The sequence below is a fragment of the Pseudomonas sp. UV AK001 genome, assembly GCF_046097675.1.
GTDB lineage: Bacteria > Pseudomonadota > Gammaproteobacteria > Pseudomonadales > Pseudomonadaceae > Aquipseudomonas > Aquipseudomonas kribbensis.
The window spans coordinates 527,221-542,085 of the sequence record NZ_JBJUVZ010000002.1; the positions used below are offsets into that span (position 1 = coordinate 527,221).

Genomic DNA, 14,865 nt, shown 5'->3' on the forward strand with positions numbered 1-14,865 from the left:
CAGGAGAAATTCCATGTTGCATATCTTCTGTCCTCACTGCGGCGAACTGCGCTCCGAAGAGGAATTCCACGCATCCGGCCAGGCGCACATCCCGCGTCCGCTGGATCCGAACAGCTGCACCGACGAGGAGTGGGGCGACTACATGTTCTTCCGCGACAACCCTCGCGGCCTGCACCACGAGTTGTGGGATCACGTCGCCGGTTGCCGCCAGTACTTCAACGTCACTCGCGACACCGTGACCTACGAGATTCTCGAAACCTACAAGATCGGCACCAAGCCGCAATTCACCGACAAGGCTGACCCTGCGAAAACAGCCACGCCGGCGCTGGGAGAGAAGGTATGAGCCAGACCAATCGCCTGTCCAACGGTGGACGGATCGACCGCAACAAAGTGCTGAGCTTCACCTTCAACGGTCAGAGCTACAAAGGCTTCGAGGGCGATTCGCTGGCCTCGGCGCTGATCGCCAACGGCGTCGACATCATCGGCCGCAGCTTCAAGTATTCGCGCCCTCGCGGCATCTTCGCCGCCGGTGCCGAAGAGCCGAACGCGGTGCTGCAGATCGGTGCCACCGAAGCCACCCAGATTCCTAACGTGCGGGCCACGCAACAGGCGCTGTATCAGGGCCTGGTCGCCACCAGCACCAACGGCTGGCCGAGCGTCAACAACGACATGATGGGGATTCTCGGCAAGGTCGGCGGCAAGCTGATGCCGCCGGGTTTCTACTACAAAACCTTCATGTACCCGCAATCGTTCTGGATGACCTACGAGAAGTACATTCGCAAGGCCGCAGGTCTTGGCCGTTCGCCGACCGAAGTCGATCCGGACACCTACGACTACATGAACCAGCACTGCGACGTACTGATCGTCGGCGCCGGCCCGGCCGGTCTGGCTGCAGCCCTTGCCGCTGCGCGCAGCGGTGCCCGGGTGATCATCGCTGATGAACAGGAAGAGTTCGGCGGCAGCCTGCTCGACTCCCGCGAAAGCCTCGACGGCAAGCCTGCCGTGGAGTGGGTCGCCAGTGTGGTTGCCGAATTGAAGAACACCCCGGACGTGCTGCTGTTGCCGCGCGCCACGGTCAACGGTTACCACGACCACAACTTCCTGACCATTCACGAGCGTCTCACCGATCACCTCGGCGACCGCGCGCCGATCGGCCAGGTGCGTCAGCGCATCCACCGCGTCCGCGCCAAGCGTGTGGTGCTGGCCACCGGCGCTCACGAGCGTCCGCTGGTCTACGGCAACAACGACGTGCCGGGCAACATGCTGGCCGGTGCGGTTTCGACCTACGTGCGCCGTTACGGCGTGGCGCCGGGCAAGAAACTGGTGCTGACCACCAACAACGATCACGCCTATCGCGTGGCGCTGGACTGGCTCGACGCCAGCCTGCAAGTGGTGGCCATCGCTGATGCCCGCAGCAATCCGCGTGGCGCATTGGTTGAAGAAGCCCGCGCCAAAGGCATTCGTATCCTCACCGGCAGCGCCGTGATCGAGGCCCGTGGCAGCAAGCGTGTGACCGCTGCCCGTGTGGCCGCCATCGATGTGAAAGGCCATGCCGTGACCAGTCCCGGCGAATGGCTGGACTGCGACGTGATTGCCAGCTCCGGCGGCTACAGCCCGGTGGTGCACCTGGCTTCGCACCTGGGCGGCAAGCCGATCTGGCGTGAAGACATCCTCGGTTTCGTACCGGGCGAAGCACCGCAGAAACGCGTGTGCGTCGGCGGCATCAACGGCGTCTACGGTCTCGGCGATTCCCTGGCCGACGGTTTTGAAGGTGGCGTGCGCGCCGCAGCTGAAGCTGGTTTCCAGACCGTCGAAGGTGTATTGCCGAAGGCTCTGAGCCGCCACGAAGAACCAACGCTGGCGCTGTTCCAGGTGCCGCACGAGAAGGGCACTTCCCGGGCGCCGAAGCAATTCGTCGACCTGCAGAACGACGTCACCGCCGCCGCCATCGAACTGGCGACCCGCGAAGGTTTCGAGTCGGTCGAGCACGTCAAACGCTACACCGCACTGGGCTTCGGCACCGATCAGGGCAAGCTCGGCAACGTCAACGGTCTGGCCATCGCCGCCCGTTCGCTGAACGTGACCATCCCGCAGATGGGCACCACGATGTTCCGTCCGAACTACACGCCGGTGACATTCGGCGCGGTCGCCGGCCGTCACTGCGGGCACATCTTCGAACCTGTGCGTTACACCGCACTGCATCAATGGCACCTGAAAAACGGCGCCGAGTTCGAAGACGTCGGGCAGTGGAAACGTCCGTGGTACTTCCCGAAAAACGGCGAAGACATGCATGCCGCGGTCAAACGCGAGTGCAAGGCTGTGCGCGACAGCGTCGGTCTGCTGGACGCTTCGACCCTGGGCAAGATCGACATCCAGGGCCCGGACGCCCGTGAATTCCTCAACCGCGTGTACACCAACGCCTGGACCAAGCTCGACGTGGGCAAGGCCCGCTACGGCCTGATGTGCAAGGAAGACGGCATGGTCTTCGACGACGGTGTGACGGCGTGTCTGGCCGACAACCATTTCGTCATGACCACCACCACCGGCGGCGCGGCTCGCGTACTGCAGTGGCTGGAGCTGTACCACCAGACCGAATGGCCGGAAATGAAGGTGTACTTCACCTCCGTCACCGACCACTGGGCGACCATGACCCTGTCCGGCCCGAACAGCCGCAAGCTGCTCAGCGCCGTGACCGACATTGATCTGGCCAACGAAGCCTTCCCGTTCATGACCTGGAAAGAAGGTCTGGTCGGCGGTGTGCCGGCGCGGGTGTTCCGCATCTCGTTCACCGGTGAACTGTCGTACGAAGTCAACGTCCAGGCCGACTATGCGATGGGTGTGCTGGAAAAAATCGTCGAGGCCGGCAAGCAGTACAACCTGACTCCGTACGGCACCGAAACCATGCACGTCCTGCGGGCCGAGAAGGGTTTCATCATCGTCGGTCAGGACACCGACGGCTCGATGACGCCGGACGACCTGAACATGGGCTGGTGTGTCGGTCGCACCAAACCGTTCTCGTGGATCGGCCAGCGCGGCATGAACCGTGAAGACTGCGTGCGTGACCAGCGTAAACAGCTGGTGGGCCTGAAGCCGATCGATCCGAACGTCTGGCTGCCGGAAGGCGCGCAGCTGGTGTTCAACACCAAGCAGACGATCCCGATGACCATGGTCGGCCACGTGACCTCCAGCTACGCGCACAACTCCCTCGGCTATTCGTTTGCCATGGGCGTGGTGAAGGGCGGTCTGAAGCGTCTGGGCGAGCGGGTGTTCGCACCGCTGGCGGACGGCAGCGTGATCGAGGCGGAAATCGTTTCTTCGGTGTTCTTCGATCCGAAAGGCGATCGCCAGAACATCTAATTGATCGCTCCCGTGCCTGGCGCGGGAGCGACACCGAATTCAGGAAGGGTGCTTTATGACCGCAGCCAATGTTTACCAACAACGCCCGACCACCGGGGCCAAGGCCGAGTCGTCGCTGCATCACGCCGACCTCGCCAGCCTGGTCGGCAAGGGCCGCAAAAGCGCCGGCGTGATCGTGCGTGAAAAGAAACTCCTCGGCCATCTGACCATTCGTGGTGACGGCCACGATGCCGCGTTCGCCGCCGGGGTGCACAAGGCCCTGGGCATCGAGTTGCCGGGTGCCCTGAGCGTGATCGTCAAAGGCGAAACCAGCTTGCAGTGGATGGGCCCGGACGAGTGGCTGCTGATCGTGCCGAGCGGCGAAGAGTTCGCCGCCGAGCAGAAACTGCGCGAAGCGCTGGGCGATCTGCACATCGCAGTCGTCAACGTCAGCGGCGGCCAGCAGGTGCTCGAACTGAGCGGCCCGAACGTACGTCAGGTGCTGATGAAGTCCACCAGCTACGACGTGCACCCGAACAACTTCCCGGTCGGCAAGGCCGTGGGCACGGTGTTCGCCAAGTCGCAGCTGATGATTCGCCATACCGCCGAAGACACCTGGGAACTGCTGATTCGTCGCAGCTTCTCGGATTACTGGTGGTTGTGGTTGCAGGATGCGTCCGCCGAATACGGCCTTAGCGTTCAGGCGTAATGATCGTTCCCACGCTGTGCGTGGGGACGAGTAGAGGAGAAAAACAACAATGAGCCGCGCCCCGGATACATGGATTCTGACCGCCGACTGCCCCAGCGTTCTCGGCACGGTGGACGCGGTGACGCGTTTTCTGTTCGAGCAGGGCTGTTACGTCACCGAACACCACTCGTTCGACGACCGACTCTCGGGCCGTTTTTTCATTCGTGTGGAATTCCGTCAGCCCGACGGATTTGACGAGCAATCCTTCCGCGCCGGCCTCGCCGAACGCGGTCAGGCGTTCGGCATGATCTTCGAGCTGACCGCGCCGAACTACCGGCCGAAAGTGGTGATCATGGTCTCCAAGGCCGATCACTGCCTCAACGACTTGCTCTACCGCCAGCGCATCGGCCAGTTGTCGATGGACGTGGCGGCGGTGGTATCGAACCACCCGGACCTCAAGCCGCTGGCCGACTGGCACCAGATTCCCTACTACCATTTCCCCCTCGACCCCAACGACAAACCGGCCCAGGAGCGGCAGGTGTGGCAGGTGATCGAGGAAGCAGGCGCCGAACTGGTGATCCTCGCCCGCTATATGCAGGTGCTGTCGCCGGAGCTGTGCCGCAAGCTCGATGGCAAGGCGATCAACATTCATCACTCGCTGCTGCCGGGCTTCAAGGGCGCCAAGCCATATCACCAGGCCTACAACAAGGGCGTAAAACTGGTGGGCGCGACCGCGCACTACATCAACAACGACCTCGACGAGGGGCCGATCATTGCCCAGGGCGTCGAGGCGGTGGATCACAGTCATTACCCCGAAGACCTGATTGCCAAGGGCCGCGACATCGAAGGCCTGACCCTGGCTCGGGCCGTTGGGTATCACATTGAGCGGAGGGTGTTCCTGAACGCCAACCGCACCGTCGTTCTTTGATTCACAAGCAACGCAAAACCAACAAGCAATAACCCGAGCACTTAACGCGCTGCCTGCCTGGGCGGCGCGGTTCCATAAAAACAACAGCGAGGTGAAAGCATGTCTGGCAATCGTGGTGTGGTGTATCTCGGCGCTGGCAAGGTCGAAGTACAGAAAATCGACTATCCGAAAATGCAGGATCCGCGCGGCAGGAAGATCGAGCACGGTGTCATCCTGCGTGTGGTTTCAACCAACATTTGCGGCTCCGACCAGCACATGGTGCGCGGCCGTACCACCGCCCAGGTCGGTCTGGTGCTGGGTCACGAGATCACCGGTGAAGTGATCGAGAAGGGTAGCGACGTCGAAAGCCTGAAAATCGGCGACCTGGTGTCCGTTCCGTTCAACGTGGCTTGCGGGCGCTGCCGTTCCTGCAAGGAGCAACACACCGGCGTCTGCCTGACCGTCAACCCGGCCCGCGCCGGCGGTGCCTACGGTTACGTAGACATGGGTGACTGGACCGGCGGCCAGGCCGAATACGTGCTGGTGCCGTATGCCGACTTCAACCTGCTGAAACTGCCGGACCGCGACAAGGCCATGGAGAAAATCCGTGACCTGACCTGCCTCTCCGACATTCTGCCGACCGGTTACCACGGCGCCGTCACTGCTGGCGTTGGCCCGGGCAGCACCGTTTACATCGCGGGCGCAGGTCCTGTCGGTCTGGCGGCTGCAGCATCCGCCCGTCTGCTCGGCGCGGCGGTGGTGATCGTTGGTGACGTCAACACCATCCGCCTGGCCCACGCCAAGGCTCAGGGGTTTGAAATCGTCGACCTGTCGAAAGACACCCCGCTGCACGAACAGATCGCCGCGCTGCTGGGCGAGCCTGAAGTGGATTGTGCGGTGGACTGCGTGGGCTTCGAAGCTCGCGGCCATGGTCACGACGGCGTCAAATCCGAAGCCCCGGCCACCGTGCTCAACTCGCTGATGGGCGTGGTGCGCGTCGCCGGCAAGATCGGTATCCCGGGCCTGTACGTGACCGAGGACCCGGGTGCCGTGGACGCAGCCGCAAAAATGGGCAGCCTGAGCATTCGCTTCGGTCTAGGCTGGGCGAAATCCCACAGCTTCCACACAGGGCAAACCCCGGTGATGAAGTACAACCGCCAGCTGATGCAGGCGATCATGTGGGACCGCATCAACATCGCCGAAGTGGTGGGTGTGCAGGTCATCAGCCTCGACCAGGCACCGGAAGGCTACGGCGAGTTCGATGCGGGCGTGCCGAAGAAGTTTGTGATTGATCCGCATAAGTTGTTTAGTGCGGCGTAAGCGCTCGCAAGTAAAAAAAACGGCGCTTTCGAGCGCCGTTTTTTATCGGTTTTAATCAGGGACGTCAGTCGGGGTAACAGCTACTCAACACGAACTTGCGCTGCCTGCATTCCCTTTTGTCCTTTTTCTGCTACGAAACTAACAGTCTGTCCTTCTTTTAAATTTTTGTATCCATCCGACTCAATGGCTTTGTAATGAACAAAAAGGTCTTCACCTCCACCTTCTGGAGTAATGAACCCAAAGCCTTTTTCTTCGTTAAACCATTTGACTGTGCCCATTTGACGATTCGACATGTTCGTACTTCCTGCTTCGATTAATTGATTGGTTAACGCTTCATTGAGTCAGTGTATTGGGAAGTTCGGCCAGACCCTCGTCTTGAGCCAGCCTGATATTGATTGCATATAGCTGACCTTTATCACTACGCACAAGGTCATAAGTGACCTTCCGCCCCGCTTTGATATTTTTGAAGTCCGGATGGCCCCGGTCGATGCAGAAGATGATCGGCGAGACTTTTGAGTCTGGTATTTCATTGCGCTGAACGCATTGCTTTTCCATCACCGTATCTCCCATTGAAATGGCCGGCGTTTGCACCTCGCTGTTTCCGAATCGTTGACGCAACACCACCGTATTCCACATGGAGTTTTCGGGTAACTGTCAGATCTGACAGTTTTTTGGATTTGTTTGAATTAACGGGTGGGATGTTTATAAAGTCTGGGAATAAGCAACGTTTTTCAAGCGGGGCAGTGTTCATAACTCCGCCAAAGCCCCTTGATACGCCGGTTTCCCGTTCGGCGCCCCACTCTCCGGGTCAAGACTCACTGCCAGTGCAATCGGCTTTCGATTCACTTGACTTGACCTTGTGGATAACAAAATCCTGGCGACTTACTCAACATCGCCGACGTGGTGGGCGTGCAGGTCATTAGCCTCGACCAGGCGCCGGAAGGTTATGCCGAGTTCGATGCGGGTGTGCCGAAGAAGTTTGTGACTGATTCGCCTGAGTTGTGTAGTGCGGCGTAAATTCCACAATGAAAAAGGGCAACTCGTCGGGTTGCCCTATTTCATTGAACTTGTATTTGTACTCAAAGCATTCAGAAATGATTAATTGAACGGGCATTTGGAAGGGTCATTGCCTACACAATCATCGCCCTTCCAGTTATTGCCTGCACCTTGAACGGGTTTTCCTGTCGGCCAGCCCAATGACCCGCCTGCAGTAGAGTTTTCATAGCGGCAGATGACCTTGGCATTACTGGAGTCTTTGTCTTGAAGTCGTGCAGACGTGAACTGGAGGCTTTTAAGCGTGGCATCGTCGACATCGGGATCGACATTAACTTTTAAATTCGCACCTGTCGGGCCGGATACGATGTAATCGCCGTCCCCAAGTTTATGAAATGAAGAAGCGGAAGGGCATGTTTCTGCATAAGCAGTGCTTACAAGAATCATGGTGGTTAGAACTCCAAAGGCAGCTTTTTTCAGCATTTTGCATACTCCCTGACTTGAATGGAGCATCAATGTTCATTCCATTGGCTGTTTTGCACCACTGTCATATCTGACAGTTTTTTAAATCAATTTGGAATAGACGGGCGGTTGCTTATCGATTTCTGAGTCAGGTGATTCAGGCAAACTACAACTTCGCCAACGCCCCTTGATAAAGAACCGGCCCCGTCGGCTGCCCGGTCGGCGACCCACCCCTTGGCTCAAGACTCACCGCCAGCGCAATCGGCTTGCCGATCAGCGCCTTCTGCGCCTCACTCAATTCAACCTTGCCTTTGCCGCCCGCCGGGATCACACCTAGCGAGACCGGTTTGCCATCGACCGGAATCGCCCACAGTTCCAGACTGCGCTGAGGATCGACCGCCGCCAGTGTCAGTGGCTCGACTTGCAGGTAATCGTCATGGGCCTCGACCTTCAGCGCCGGTTGCGCATCGGCGCTCAGCAGGGTGGCGCGGTGGCGGGCGTCGTCGTGGGTGTACAGCGAGCCGAGGAAGACCAGCACCACGATGGAGGCCAGTGCTGCTGTCACCCGCAGCCAGTTCCAGAACGGACGTTTCTCCGGCACATGCAGTTCTTGCGGTTCGATCCGCGCGGTAACGCCATGCCACACGCGCTCCGGCACCGGAACCTCCGGCAGTGTTCCGGTGAGGCTGGCGAGGCTTTCCTGCCAGTGCGCCAGTTCGGCACGCAGAGCGGCGTCTTCCAGCAGCAATTGCTCGAAACGCCGACGGGCCGGCGCAGCCATCAAGCCGATGGCGTAATCGGCGGCGAGGGCGCGGCGCAGGGCGGGGGTCTGGTAGTTCATGATTCAAGGCACCGGCGCAGGCGTTCCATTCCACGGCGAATCCACGACTTGACCGAGCCCAGCGGCGCCGCCAGATGTTCGGCCAGTTCAGAGCAGGACAAACCCTGAAAGTAGGCCACGGTGATCGACTGGCGCTGCATGCCTTCGAGGGTTTCCAGGCAGCGGTTCAGGGCTGTGGCTTCGCGGGCGCTGTTCAACAGGTCATGGGCCGAAGGATTTTCATCCACCAGGGCTTCCTGCTCGAAATCAGTCAAAGGCCGGTCGCGATGCTTGCGAAGTTGATCGATGGCCTGATTGCGGGTGATGTTGATCATCCAGGTCATCGGTGCCGACAGGTGCGATTCGTAGCGCGAGGCGTTGTTCCAGATCCGCACGAAGCTCTCCTGCAACACTTCTTCGGCCAGATCCGGGCGGCCCATGAACCGCAGGGCCACGCCATGCAGGCGCGGGCCCACGCTGCGGTACAGCGTTTCGAAGGCACGGCGGTCGCCCAGTGAACACTGGGCCAGCAATTGCCGGAGCTGATCGGTGTCGGCGAGGGTGATGGCAAGTCTCCAGACAGGACGGGCGCTGGTTTCGGGTAGTTCACAGGCTAGTTCAGCGACAGCGCTCGTGCCATTCATGGTTCGATTTCCGGGGTTTCACATTTCCTATACGCGAGCCGGCTCAAGATGGATGCACTACGCTCGGAACAGGCTGGCGAATTGCCGGTCAAACCGACAGTTTTGCCACCCGTGACGGGCGGTTTTCATGACGAAAGAGGATGTCTGGATGAAGATTTCACGCGGTTTCGCACTGGCTTCGCTGATGACGGTTGTGGCGAGCCCGGTTTTCGCAGGTTTCAGCCTGGATGACGTGACCAAGGCAGCCTCAAGCATGCAGGGCGGCAACGCCGCCACCGCCGCGGCGCCGACCTCGGAAACGGCCGGTCTGCTGCAAGCGGTCACCGGTCTTGGGGTTACACCACAACAAGCCGTCGGTGGCACCAGTGCAATGTTCGGCCTGGCGAAGAACAAGCTCAGCGGCAGCGACTATTCGGAACTGGCCAAGAGCGTGCCGGGTCTCGACAAGCTGTCGGGCGGTGCCGGTCAGTTGGGCGCGCTGAGCAGCGTGCTCGGTTCTTCCGGCAAGTCGGCGGGACTGGATAACGCACTGGGCAATGTGAAGAGCACCAGTGACCTGAACAGTGCGTTCGGTGCGCTGGGGATGAATGACAGCATGGTCGGCCAGTTCGCCCCGGTCATTCTTAAATACCTCGGTGACCAGGGCGTCGGCGGTTCGCTGCTGAAAACCCTCGGCGGTGTCTGGGGCGTCGGCGGTTGACCGACCCCCGTTGATCAGCCGCGCTCGCCGCGCAGTTCGGCGATGCGCTGGTCTTTCTCGGTCCAGAGCTGGTTGACCCAGCTCTGGACCTTCTCGCGAAATACCGGATCGTTTTCGTAGTCGCCCTGCCACAGTGCCGGGTCCAGTTCACGAGTACGGATATCGATGATCACCCGCGGCACGTTGCCGCTGATCAGGTCCCAGAACCCCGGAATCTTCGGCTGTGGATAAACCACGGTCACATCGAGAATCGCGTCCAGCTGTTCACCCATCGCCGCCAGTACAAACGCCACGCCGCCGGCCTTGGGCTTGAGCAGATGGCTGAACGGTGACTGTTGCTGCTTGCTTTTGGCCGTGGTGTAGCGGGTGCCTTCCAGATAATTCACCACCGTCACCGGCTGACGCTTGAACAGCTCGCACGCGGCTTTGGTGATTTCCAGATCCTTGCCCGCCAGTTCCGGGTGCTTCGCCAGGAACGCCTTGGTGTAGCGTTTCATGAACGGGTAATCCAGCGCCCACCAGGCCAGGCCGAGGAACGGTACCCAGATCAGTTCCTTCTTGAGGAAGAACTTGAAGAACGGCGTACGCCGGTTGAGGGTCTGGATCAGCGCCGGGATGTCGACCCAGGACTGATGGTTGCTGATCACCAGATACGACGTGTCGCCACGCAGATCATCGCCGCCCCGGATGTCCCATTGCGTCGGGATGCACAGGCGGAAGATCAGTTTGTCGATCTCCGCCCAGGTCTCGGCGATCCACATCACCGCCCACGAGGCGTAATCGCGAAAGCGTCCCGGCAGGATCAGCTTGAGCAGGGCGAACACCATCAGCGGGCCGAACAGCATCAGGGTGTTGAGCAACAGCAGCAGGGTGACGAGACAGCCGGTGAGCAGGCGGCGCATAAGCAACTCTTGAAAGCGGATGGGCGCGCCATGATAAGTGGCTTCGGGCGACAGGCCAAATCATGGGTTACGAATGTTTCACCTTTGGCGCGTTAGCCTTGCGGGAACGATCAAGCGAACAGCGGTCTAAAATCTCGCGTCAGACGCCCCCATTTCCCAAGGAAGCCCATTACGTGAAATCCCTCCTTGCATTGCTTTCCCTCGTTGCCCTGCCGGTGCTGGCCGCCGAGCCGACCCTGTACGGGCGCTACGAATACATCGCGCTGCCGGAAATCGGCGGGCAAGTGCTCAAGGCGAAAATGGACACCGGTGCGCTGACCGCCTCGCTGTCGGCCAAGGACATCGAGACCTTCACCCGCGACGGTGAAGACTGGGTGCGTTTCCGCCTCGCCACCAAGGACGCCAGCAACAAGGTGTTCGAACACAAGATTGCGCGAATCAGCAAGATCAAGAGCCGCTCCGACGAGGACGACGAGGATCGCGACACCACGGAAGTTGCCAAGCGTCCGGTGGTCGATCTGGAGCTGTGCCTGGGCAACGTCAAGCGTACCGTCGAGGTCAACCTGACCGACCGCAGCCATTTCAACTACCCGCTGCTGATCGGTGCCAAGGCCTTGCGTGAGTTCGGCGCAGCGGTAAACCCGGCGCGTCGCTTTACTGCGGATAAACCGGACTGCTGATCGAGCGTCGCGTCTCGCAAATGCTGTTCCTTTTTGACGGTGCCTGTTGCCGTCATGCTGCGTTGCCGCTCCTCCCCATAGCCAGCTATGGCTCGTCGCGGCGCCTTGCCTGACGACAACAGTCACTCGTCAAAAAAGGAACGCATTTGTGAGACGCGACGCTGGTGGTCTCATTGACGTAACGTCAGGCTTGGGGCACCGTTCGCGCACTTAATCCACAGGCTCGGACGCCATGCCTCATATCCTGATTGTCGAAGACGAAGCGGCGATTGCCGACACGCTGATTTTTGCCTTGCAGGGCGAGGGCTTCACCACGACCTGGCTGAGCCTCGGCGCGCAAGCGCTGGAGCATCAGCGCCAGACACCGGCCGACCTGATCATCCTCGACATCGGCCTGCCGGACATCAGCGGCTTTGAAACCTGCAAGCAACTGCGCCGGTTCAGCGAAGTGCCGGTGCTGTTCCTCAGCGCCCGGGATGCGGAGATCGACCGGGTGGTGGGCCTGGAAATCGGCGCCGACGATTACGTGGTCAAACCGTTCAGCCCACGGGAAGTGGCTGCACGGGTCCGGGCGATTCTCAAGCGCATGGCCCCGCGCCCACCGGCCGAAGCCTGGTCGGGGGTGTTTCGCATCGACCCCGAACGCGTGCAGATCAGCTATCGCGGCCAGGCCTTGAGCCTGACCCGTCACGAATTCCGTTTGCTGCAATGCCTGCTCGAACAACCCGAGCGGGTGTTCAGTCGCGAGCAACTGCTCGATGCGCTGGGTGTGGCAGCCGACGCCGGCTACGAGCGCAGCATCGACAGCCACATCAAGAGTGTGCGCGCCAAGTTGCGCCTGATTCGCGCCGAGGCCGAGCCGATCCAGACCCATCGCGGCCTCGGCTACAGCTACAGTCCGGGGCACAGCTGATGTCACTGGGGCTACGAATTTTCCTGGTGTACGTGCTGTTTATCGGCCTCACCGGTTATTTCGTGCTCAACACCGTGATGGAGGAAATCCGCCCCGGTGTGCGCCAGTCCACCGAGGAGACCCTGGTCGATACCGCCAACCTGATGGCGGAAATCCTCAAAGATGATTTCAAGGCCGGCACCCTCAGCCAGAATCGCTGGCCGGAACTGCTCCGCGCCTATGGCGAGCGCCAGCCGAAAGCGACGATCTGGGGCCTGCCGAAAAACCAGGTCAACCACCGCATCTACGTCACCGATGCCAAGGGCATCGTGGTGCTTGATTCCAGTGGCCTCGCGGTTGGTCAGGACTACTCGCGCTGGAACGACGTCTACCTGACCCTGCGCGGCGAATACGGCGCGCGCTCCAGCCGCAGCGATCCGAATGATCCGAACTCTTCGGTCATGCACGTCGGTGCGCCGATCCGCGACGATGGCCAGATCATCGGCGTGGTCACCGTGGCCAAACCCAACAGCTCGCTGCAACCCTATGTCGACCGTACCGAGCGCCGCTTGCTGGGGTATGGCGCCGGACTGATCATTCTGGGTTTGCTGTTCGGTGCGCTGTTGTCATGGTGGCTGAGCCGGGCACTGCACCGTTTGACCCGCTATGCCGAGGCCGTGAGCGAAGGGCGCCGGGTGGAAGTGCCGCATTATCGCGGTGGCGAGCTGGAACAACTGGCGAGCGCCGTGGAACAGATGCGTACCCAGCTTGAAGGCAAGGCCTACGTCGAACGCTACGTCCACACCTTGACCCATGAATTGAAAAGCCCGCTGGCGGCGATTCGCGGTGCCGCCGAGCTGTTGCAGAGCGAAATGCCATTGGCGCAACGCCAGCGTTTCGTCGGCAACATCGACAGCGAAAGTGCGCGCATGCAGCAGTTGATCGAACGACTGCTCGATCTGGCCCAGGTGGAGCAGCGTCAGGCGCTTGAGGAACGCGTCGCCGTGCCGCTTGCGGCGCTGGTCGAGGAAGTGTTGCAGGCACAGGCCGCACGCACTGAAGGTAAACAGCTGCGGATCGAGTGCACCATCGCGGCCGACCTGTCGTTGATCGGCGAGCCGTTCCTGCTGCGTCAGGCCTTGGGCAATCTGCTGGAGAACGCCCTGGATTTCACGCCGCAACGGGGAGTGTTGCGATTTGACGCCGAGCGGGTTGGCGAACAGATCGAGTTTCGGCTGTTCAACGAAGCGGCGCCGATTCCCGATTACGCGCTGGCGCGTCTGACCGAGCGTTTTTACTCATTGCCGCGCCCGGACAGTGGTCGCAAAAGCACCGGGCTTGGGCTTAATTTCGTCGAAGAAGTAGTCAAGTTGCACGGTGGTTCTCTGCGCATCGACAACCTTGAAGGTGGCGTACAGGTGCAATTGCACCTGCCATGAACACACGAGCGAGCCGCCTCCTGCTCAGGACGGCGTCGTCACCTGGTTGATTCTGGCCTTGCTGCGACGGTGCACCCACTGCAGCGCTGGCCGTTCAATCCAGATCCAGGAGGCAGCGGCCAGCACGATCACTATCAGCGCCGACACGATCATGGACGGCACGAATGCCAGCGACGTTTTGTTGATCACCAATTGCTGTACGGGAAACGCATACAGGTAGATCCCGTATGACAGATCGAACCGGCCCCGGATGGTGTGATCGACATACAGCAGGCCCAGGCTCAGCGTCGCCAGGCAGATGCACAGCGTGATGATGACGCCGGCCACTGGTGTTCCCGTTGCAAACGGAATCAGGCCGAGGCAGGCCACCAGCGTCATTGCCAATCGATGTCTGGCGCCCAGGTATTGCTTGTAGAAAGCCAGGAGCGATCCGGCAAAAAAGGCGATACCGGCACCGCCGTAAACGGCCAGCTTCTGCGTCAGCGCCGTGGCGGGAGCGTTGCCCAGCACGAAGGTCGCAATGCAGAACGCGACAAGCATTGCAACGGCTGTCGCAGCATGGCGGTACAGAGTCAGTGCGGCCGCCACCAGCAGATAAAAGGCGAATTCGATCTTCAGCGTCCACAGGCTGCCATTGAACGACTCGCTGAAGATAAAGCCATTGGTGATTTCATCGATTTCCGCGCGGCCGAACAAGGATATGCGCAGGAAGTCGAACAGCGCCGAAGGGCTTGTGATGTAACCCTGCGCGAATATCCCCCCCGCCACAAACGTCATGATGAAGGCGCAGGCGATCAGTGCCGGGAAAATTCGCGCGACACGTTTGGCCAGATAGTCGGGGAGGCTGTTGGCATTGAGGAAACTGTGGGTGATCAGCAGGCCGGAGATCGAGAAGAAGGCGATGACGGCGATGCCCCCCAATGAGTTGTAGCCGGCGATGCCTGGCTCTTCCTGGCCCGAAAGTACGAAGTGGTGACTGATCAGCACCATCAGCGCGGCAAAATGCCTGATCAAGTCGAATGAGTTGTTTCTCAACGGAGTAATCCTTGTTCAAATCCGGCCCGTACGGCTCGGAATGTTCC

Annotated in this window: 16 protein-coding genes and 1 pseudogene; 10 read left to right on the top strand and 7 right to left on the bottom strand. The window is 60.4% G+C overall.

Going from position 1 to position 14,865, the window contains the following annotated elements; genetic code table 11:
- Positions 1-13 precede the first annotated feature (13 nt).
- The 5 genes from ACKLNA_RS10465 (at position 14) to fdhA (ending at position 6,251) form a co-directional block, all read left to right on the top strand.
- Entirely contained in the window at positions 14-343 is a 330-nt protein-coding gene (locus tag ACKLNA_RS10465) for a sarcosine oxidase subunit delta (RefSeq protein ID WP_085709160.1), read from the top strand.
- The gene (locus tag ACKLNA_RS10470; protein WP_192552462.1) at positions 340-3,357 is read left to right on the top strand and encodes a sarcosine oxidase subunit alpha; all 3,018 of its coding nucleotides are present in this window, start codon (positions 340-342) and stop codon (positions 3,355-3,357) included. The genes ACKLNA_RS10465 and ACKLNA_RS10470 overlap by 4 nt, the downstream gene beginning before the upstream one ends.
- A 55-nt stretch (positions 3,358-3,412) precedes the next feature.
- Entirely contained in the window at positions 3,413-4,045 is a 633-nt protein-coding gene (locus ACKLNA_RS10475; protein WP_408985806.1) for a sarcosine oxidase subunit gamma, read from the top strand.
- 49 nt (positions 4,046-4,094) lie between these two features.
- Positions 4,095-4,952 (top strand): formyltetrahydrofolate deformylase, encoded by an 858-nt coding sequence (gene purU / locus ACKLNA_RS10480; protein ID WP_007959808.1) that lies wholly within the window; start codon positions 4,095-4,097, stop codon positions 4,950-4,952.
- A gap of 99 nt (positions 4,953-5,051) precedes the next feature.
- Positions 5,052-6,251 carry a formaldehyde dehydrogenase, glutathione-independent gene (gene fdhA / locus ACKLNA_RS10485; protein ID WP_011336270.1) on the top strand — a complete coding sequence of 400 codons (1,200 nt, stop codon included), beginning with the start codon at positions 5,052-5,054 and terminating at the stop codon, positions 6,249-6,251.
- Between the two features lie 80 nt (positions 6,252-6,331).
- On the opposite strand, the gene ACKLNA_RS10490 is transcribed toward fdhA, so the two are convergent.
- Both ACKLNA_RS10490 and ACKLNA_RS10495 read right to left on the bottom strand, forming a co-directional pair.
- Positions 6,332-6,544 carry a cold-shock protein gene (locus tag ACKLNA_RS10490; protein WP_408985807.1) on the bottom strand — a complete coding sequence of 71 codons (213 nt, stop codon included), beginning with the start codon at positions 6,542-6,544 and terminating at the stop codon, positions 6,332-6,334.
- A gap of 40 nt (positions 6,545-6,584) precedes the next feature.
- The gene (locus ACKLNA_RS10495) at positions 6,585-6,887 is read right to left on the bottom strand and encodes a hypothetical protein (protein WP_408985808.1); all 303 of its coding nucleotides are present in this window, start codon (positions 6,885-6,887) and stop codon (positions 6,585-6,587) included.
- A 243-nt stretch (positions 6,888-7,130) separates the two neighbouring features.
- On the opposite strand from ACKLNA_RS10495, the pseudogene ACKLNA_RS10500 reads away from it, so the two are divergent.
- Positions 7,131-7,268, top strand: a pseudogene (locus tag ACKLNA_RS10500) (formaldehyde dehydrogenase, glutathione-independent); the annotation flags it as partial.
- Between the two features lie 81 nt (positions 7,269-7,349).
- On the opposite strand, the gene ACKLNA_RS10505 reads toward ACKLNA_RS10500, so the two are convergent.
- From ACKLNA_RS10505 to ACKLNA_RS10515, 3 genes are all read right to left on the bottom strand, one after another.
- Positions 7,350-7,727 carry a hypothetical protein gene (locus ACKLNA_RS10505; RefSeq protein ID WP_408985809.1) on the bottom strand — a complete coding sequence of 126 codons (378 nt, stop codon included), beginning with the start codon at positions 7,725-7,727 and terminating at the stop codon, positions 7,350-7,352.
- A gap of 145 nt (positions 7,728-7,872) precedes the next feature.
- Complete coding sequence (locus ACKLNA_RS10510; RefSeq protein ID WP_408985810.1) at positions 7,873-8,547, bottom strand: anti-sigma factor domain-containing protein; 675 nt, start codon at positions 8,545-8,547, stop codon at positions 7,873-7,875.
- Positions 8,544-9,170, bottom strand: coding sequence for a sigma-70 family RNA polymerase sigma factor (locus ACKLNA_RS10515; protein ID WP_408985811.1), 627 nt, complete (start codon positions 9,168-9,170; stop codon positions 8,544-8,546). Before ACKLNA_RS10515 ends, ACKLNA_RS10510 begins: the two co-directional genes overlap by 4 nt.
- A 148-nt stretch (positions 9,171-9,318) precedes the next feature.
- On the opposite strand from ACKLNA_RS10515, the gene ACKLNA_RS10520 reads away from it, so the two are divergent.
- Positions 9,319-9,870, top strand: coding sequence for a DUF2780 domain-containing protein (locus tag ACKLNA_RS10520; protein ID WP_085709166.1), 552 nt, complete (start codon positions 9,319-9,321; stop codon positions 9,868-9,870).
- 14 nt (positions 9,871-9,884) lie between these two features.
- Here the strand turns inward: ACKLNA_RS10520 and ACKLNA_RS10525 are convergent, their stop codons facing one another.
- On the bottom strand, positions 9,885-10,772 hold the full coding sequence (locus ACKLNA_RS10525) for an acyltransferase (protein WP_408985812.1): 888 nt from the start codon (positions 10,770-10,772) through the stop codon (positions 9,885-9,887).
- A 173-nt stretch (positions 10,773-10,945) separates the two neighbouring features.
- On the opposite strand from ACKLNA_RS10525, the gene ACKLNA_RS10530 reads away from it, so the two are divergent.
- The 3 genes from ACKLNA_RS10530 (at position 10,946) to creC (ending at position 13,783) form a co-directional block, all read left to right on the top strand.
- Positions 10,946-11,452, top strand: coding sequence for an ATP-dependent zinc protease (locus ACKLNA_RS10530; protein WP_085709168.1), 507 nt, complete (start codon positions 10,946-10,948; stop codon positions 11,450-11,452).
- Positions 11,453-11,684: 232 nt separating this feature from the next.
- Positions 11,685-12,365: a two-component system response regulator CreB gene (creB, locus tag ACKLNA_RS10535; RefSeq protein WP_085709169.1), complete on the top strand. Its 681-nt coding sequence runs from the start codon at positions 11,685-11,687 to the stop codon at positions 12,363-12,365.
- Positions 12,365-13,783, top strand: a complete 1,419-nt coding sequence (gene creC, locus ACKLNA_RS10540) for a two-component system sensor histidine kinase CreC (protein ID WP_408985813.1) — start codon at positions 12,365-12,367, stop codon at positions 13,781-13,783. Before creB ends, creC begins: the two co-directional genes overlap by 1 nt.
- Before the next feature lie 24 nt (positions 13,784-13,807).
- Here creC and ACKLNA_RS10545 read toward each other — a convergent pair whose 3' ends face one another.
- On the bottom strand, positions 13,808-14,818 hold the full coding sequence (locus tag ACKLNA_RS10545; RefSeq protein ID WP_408985814.1) for an acyltransferase family protein: 1,011 nt from the start codon (positions 14,816-14,818) through the stop codon (positions 13,808-13,810).
- Positions 14,819-14,865: the final 47 nt, after the last annotated feature.

Coding starts and splice junctions, on each gene's coding strand:
- ACKLNA_RS10465 (WP_085709160.1), top strand. CDS start 14: ATGTTGCATATCTTCTGTCCTCACTGCGGCGAACTGCGCTCCGAAGAG.
- ACKLNA_RS10470 (WP_192552462.1), top strand. CDS start 340: ATGAGCCAGACCAATCGCCTGTCCAACGGTGGACGGATCGACCGCAAC.
- ACKLNA_RS10475 (WP_408985806.1), top strand. CDS start 3,413: ATGACCGCAGCCAATGTTTACCAACAACGCCCGACCACCGGGGCCAAG.
- purU (WP_007959808.1), top strand. CDS start 4,095: ATGAGCCGCGCCCCGGATACATGGATTCTGACCGCCGACTGCCCCAGC.
- fdhA (WP_011336270.1), top strand. CDS start 5,052: ATGTCTGGCAATCGTGGTGTGGTGTATCTCGGCGCTGGCAAGGTCGAA.
- ACKLNA_RS10490 (WP_408985807.1), bottom strand. CDS start 6,544: ATGTCGAATCGTCAAATGGGCACAGTCAAATGGTTTAACGAAGAAAAA.
- ACKLNA_RS10495 (WP_408985808.1), bottom strand. CDS start 6,887: ATGTGGAATACGGTGGTGTTGCGTCAACGATTCGGAAACAGCGAGGTG.
- ACKLNA_RS10505 (WP_408985809.1), bottom strand. CDS start 7,727: ATGCTGAAAAAAGCTGCCTTTGGAGTTCTAACCACCATGATTCTTGTA.
- ACKLNA_RS10510 (WP_408985810.1), bottom strand. CDS start 8,547: ATGAACTACCAGACCCCCGCCCTGCGCCGCGCCCTCGCCGCCGATTAC.
- ACKLNA_RS10515 (WP_408985811.1), bottom strand. CDS start 9,170: ATGAATGGCACGAGCGCTGTCGCTGAACTAGCCTGTGAACTACCCGAA.
- ACKLNA_RS10520 (WP_085709166.1), top strand. CDS start 9,319: ATGAAGATTTCACGCGGTTTCGCACTGGCTTCGCTGATGACGGTTGTG.
- ACKLNA_RS10525 (WP_408985812.1), bottom strand. CDS start 10,772: ATGCGCCGCCTGCTCACCGGCTGTCTCGTCACCCTGCTGCTGTTGCTC.
- creB (WP_085709169.1), top strand. CDS start 11,685: ATGCCTCATATCCTGATTGTCGAAGACGAAGCGGCGATTGCCGACACG.
- creC (WP_408985813.1), top strand. CDS start 12,365: ATGTCACTGGGGCTACGAATTTTCCTGGTGTACGTGCTGTTTATCGGC.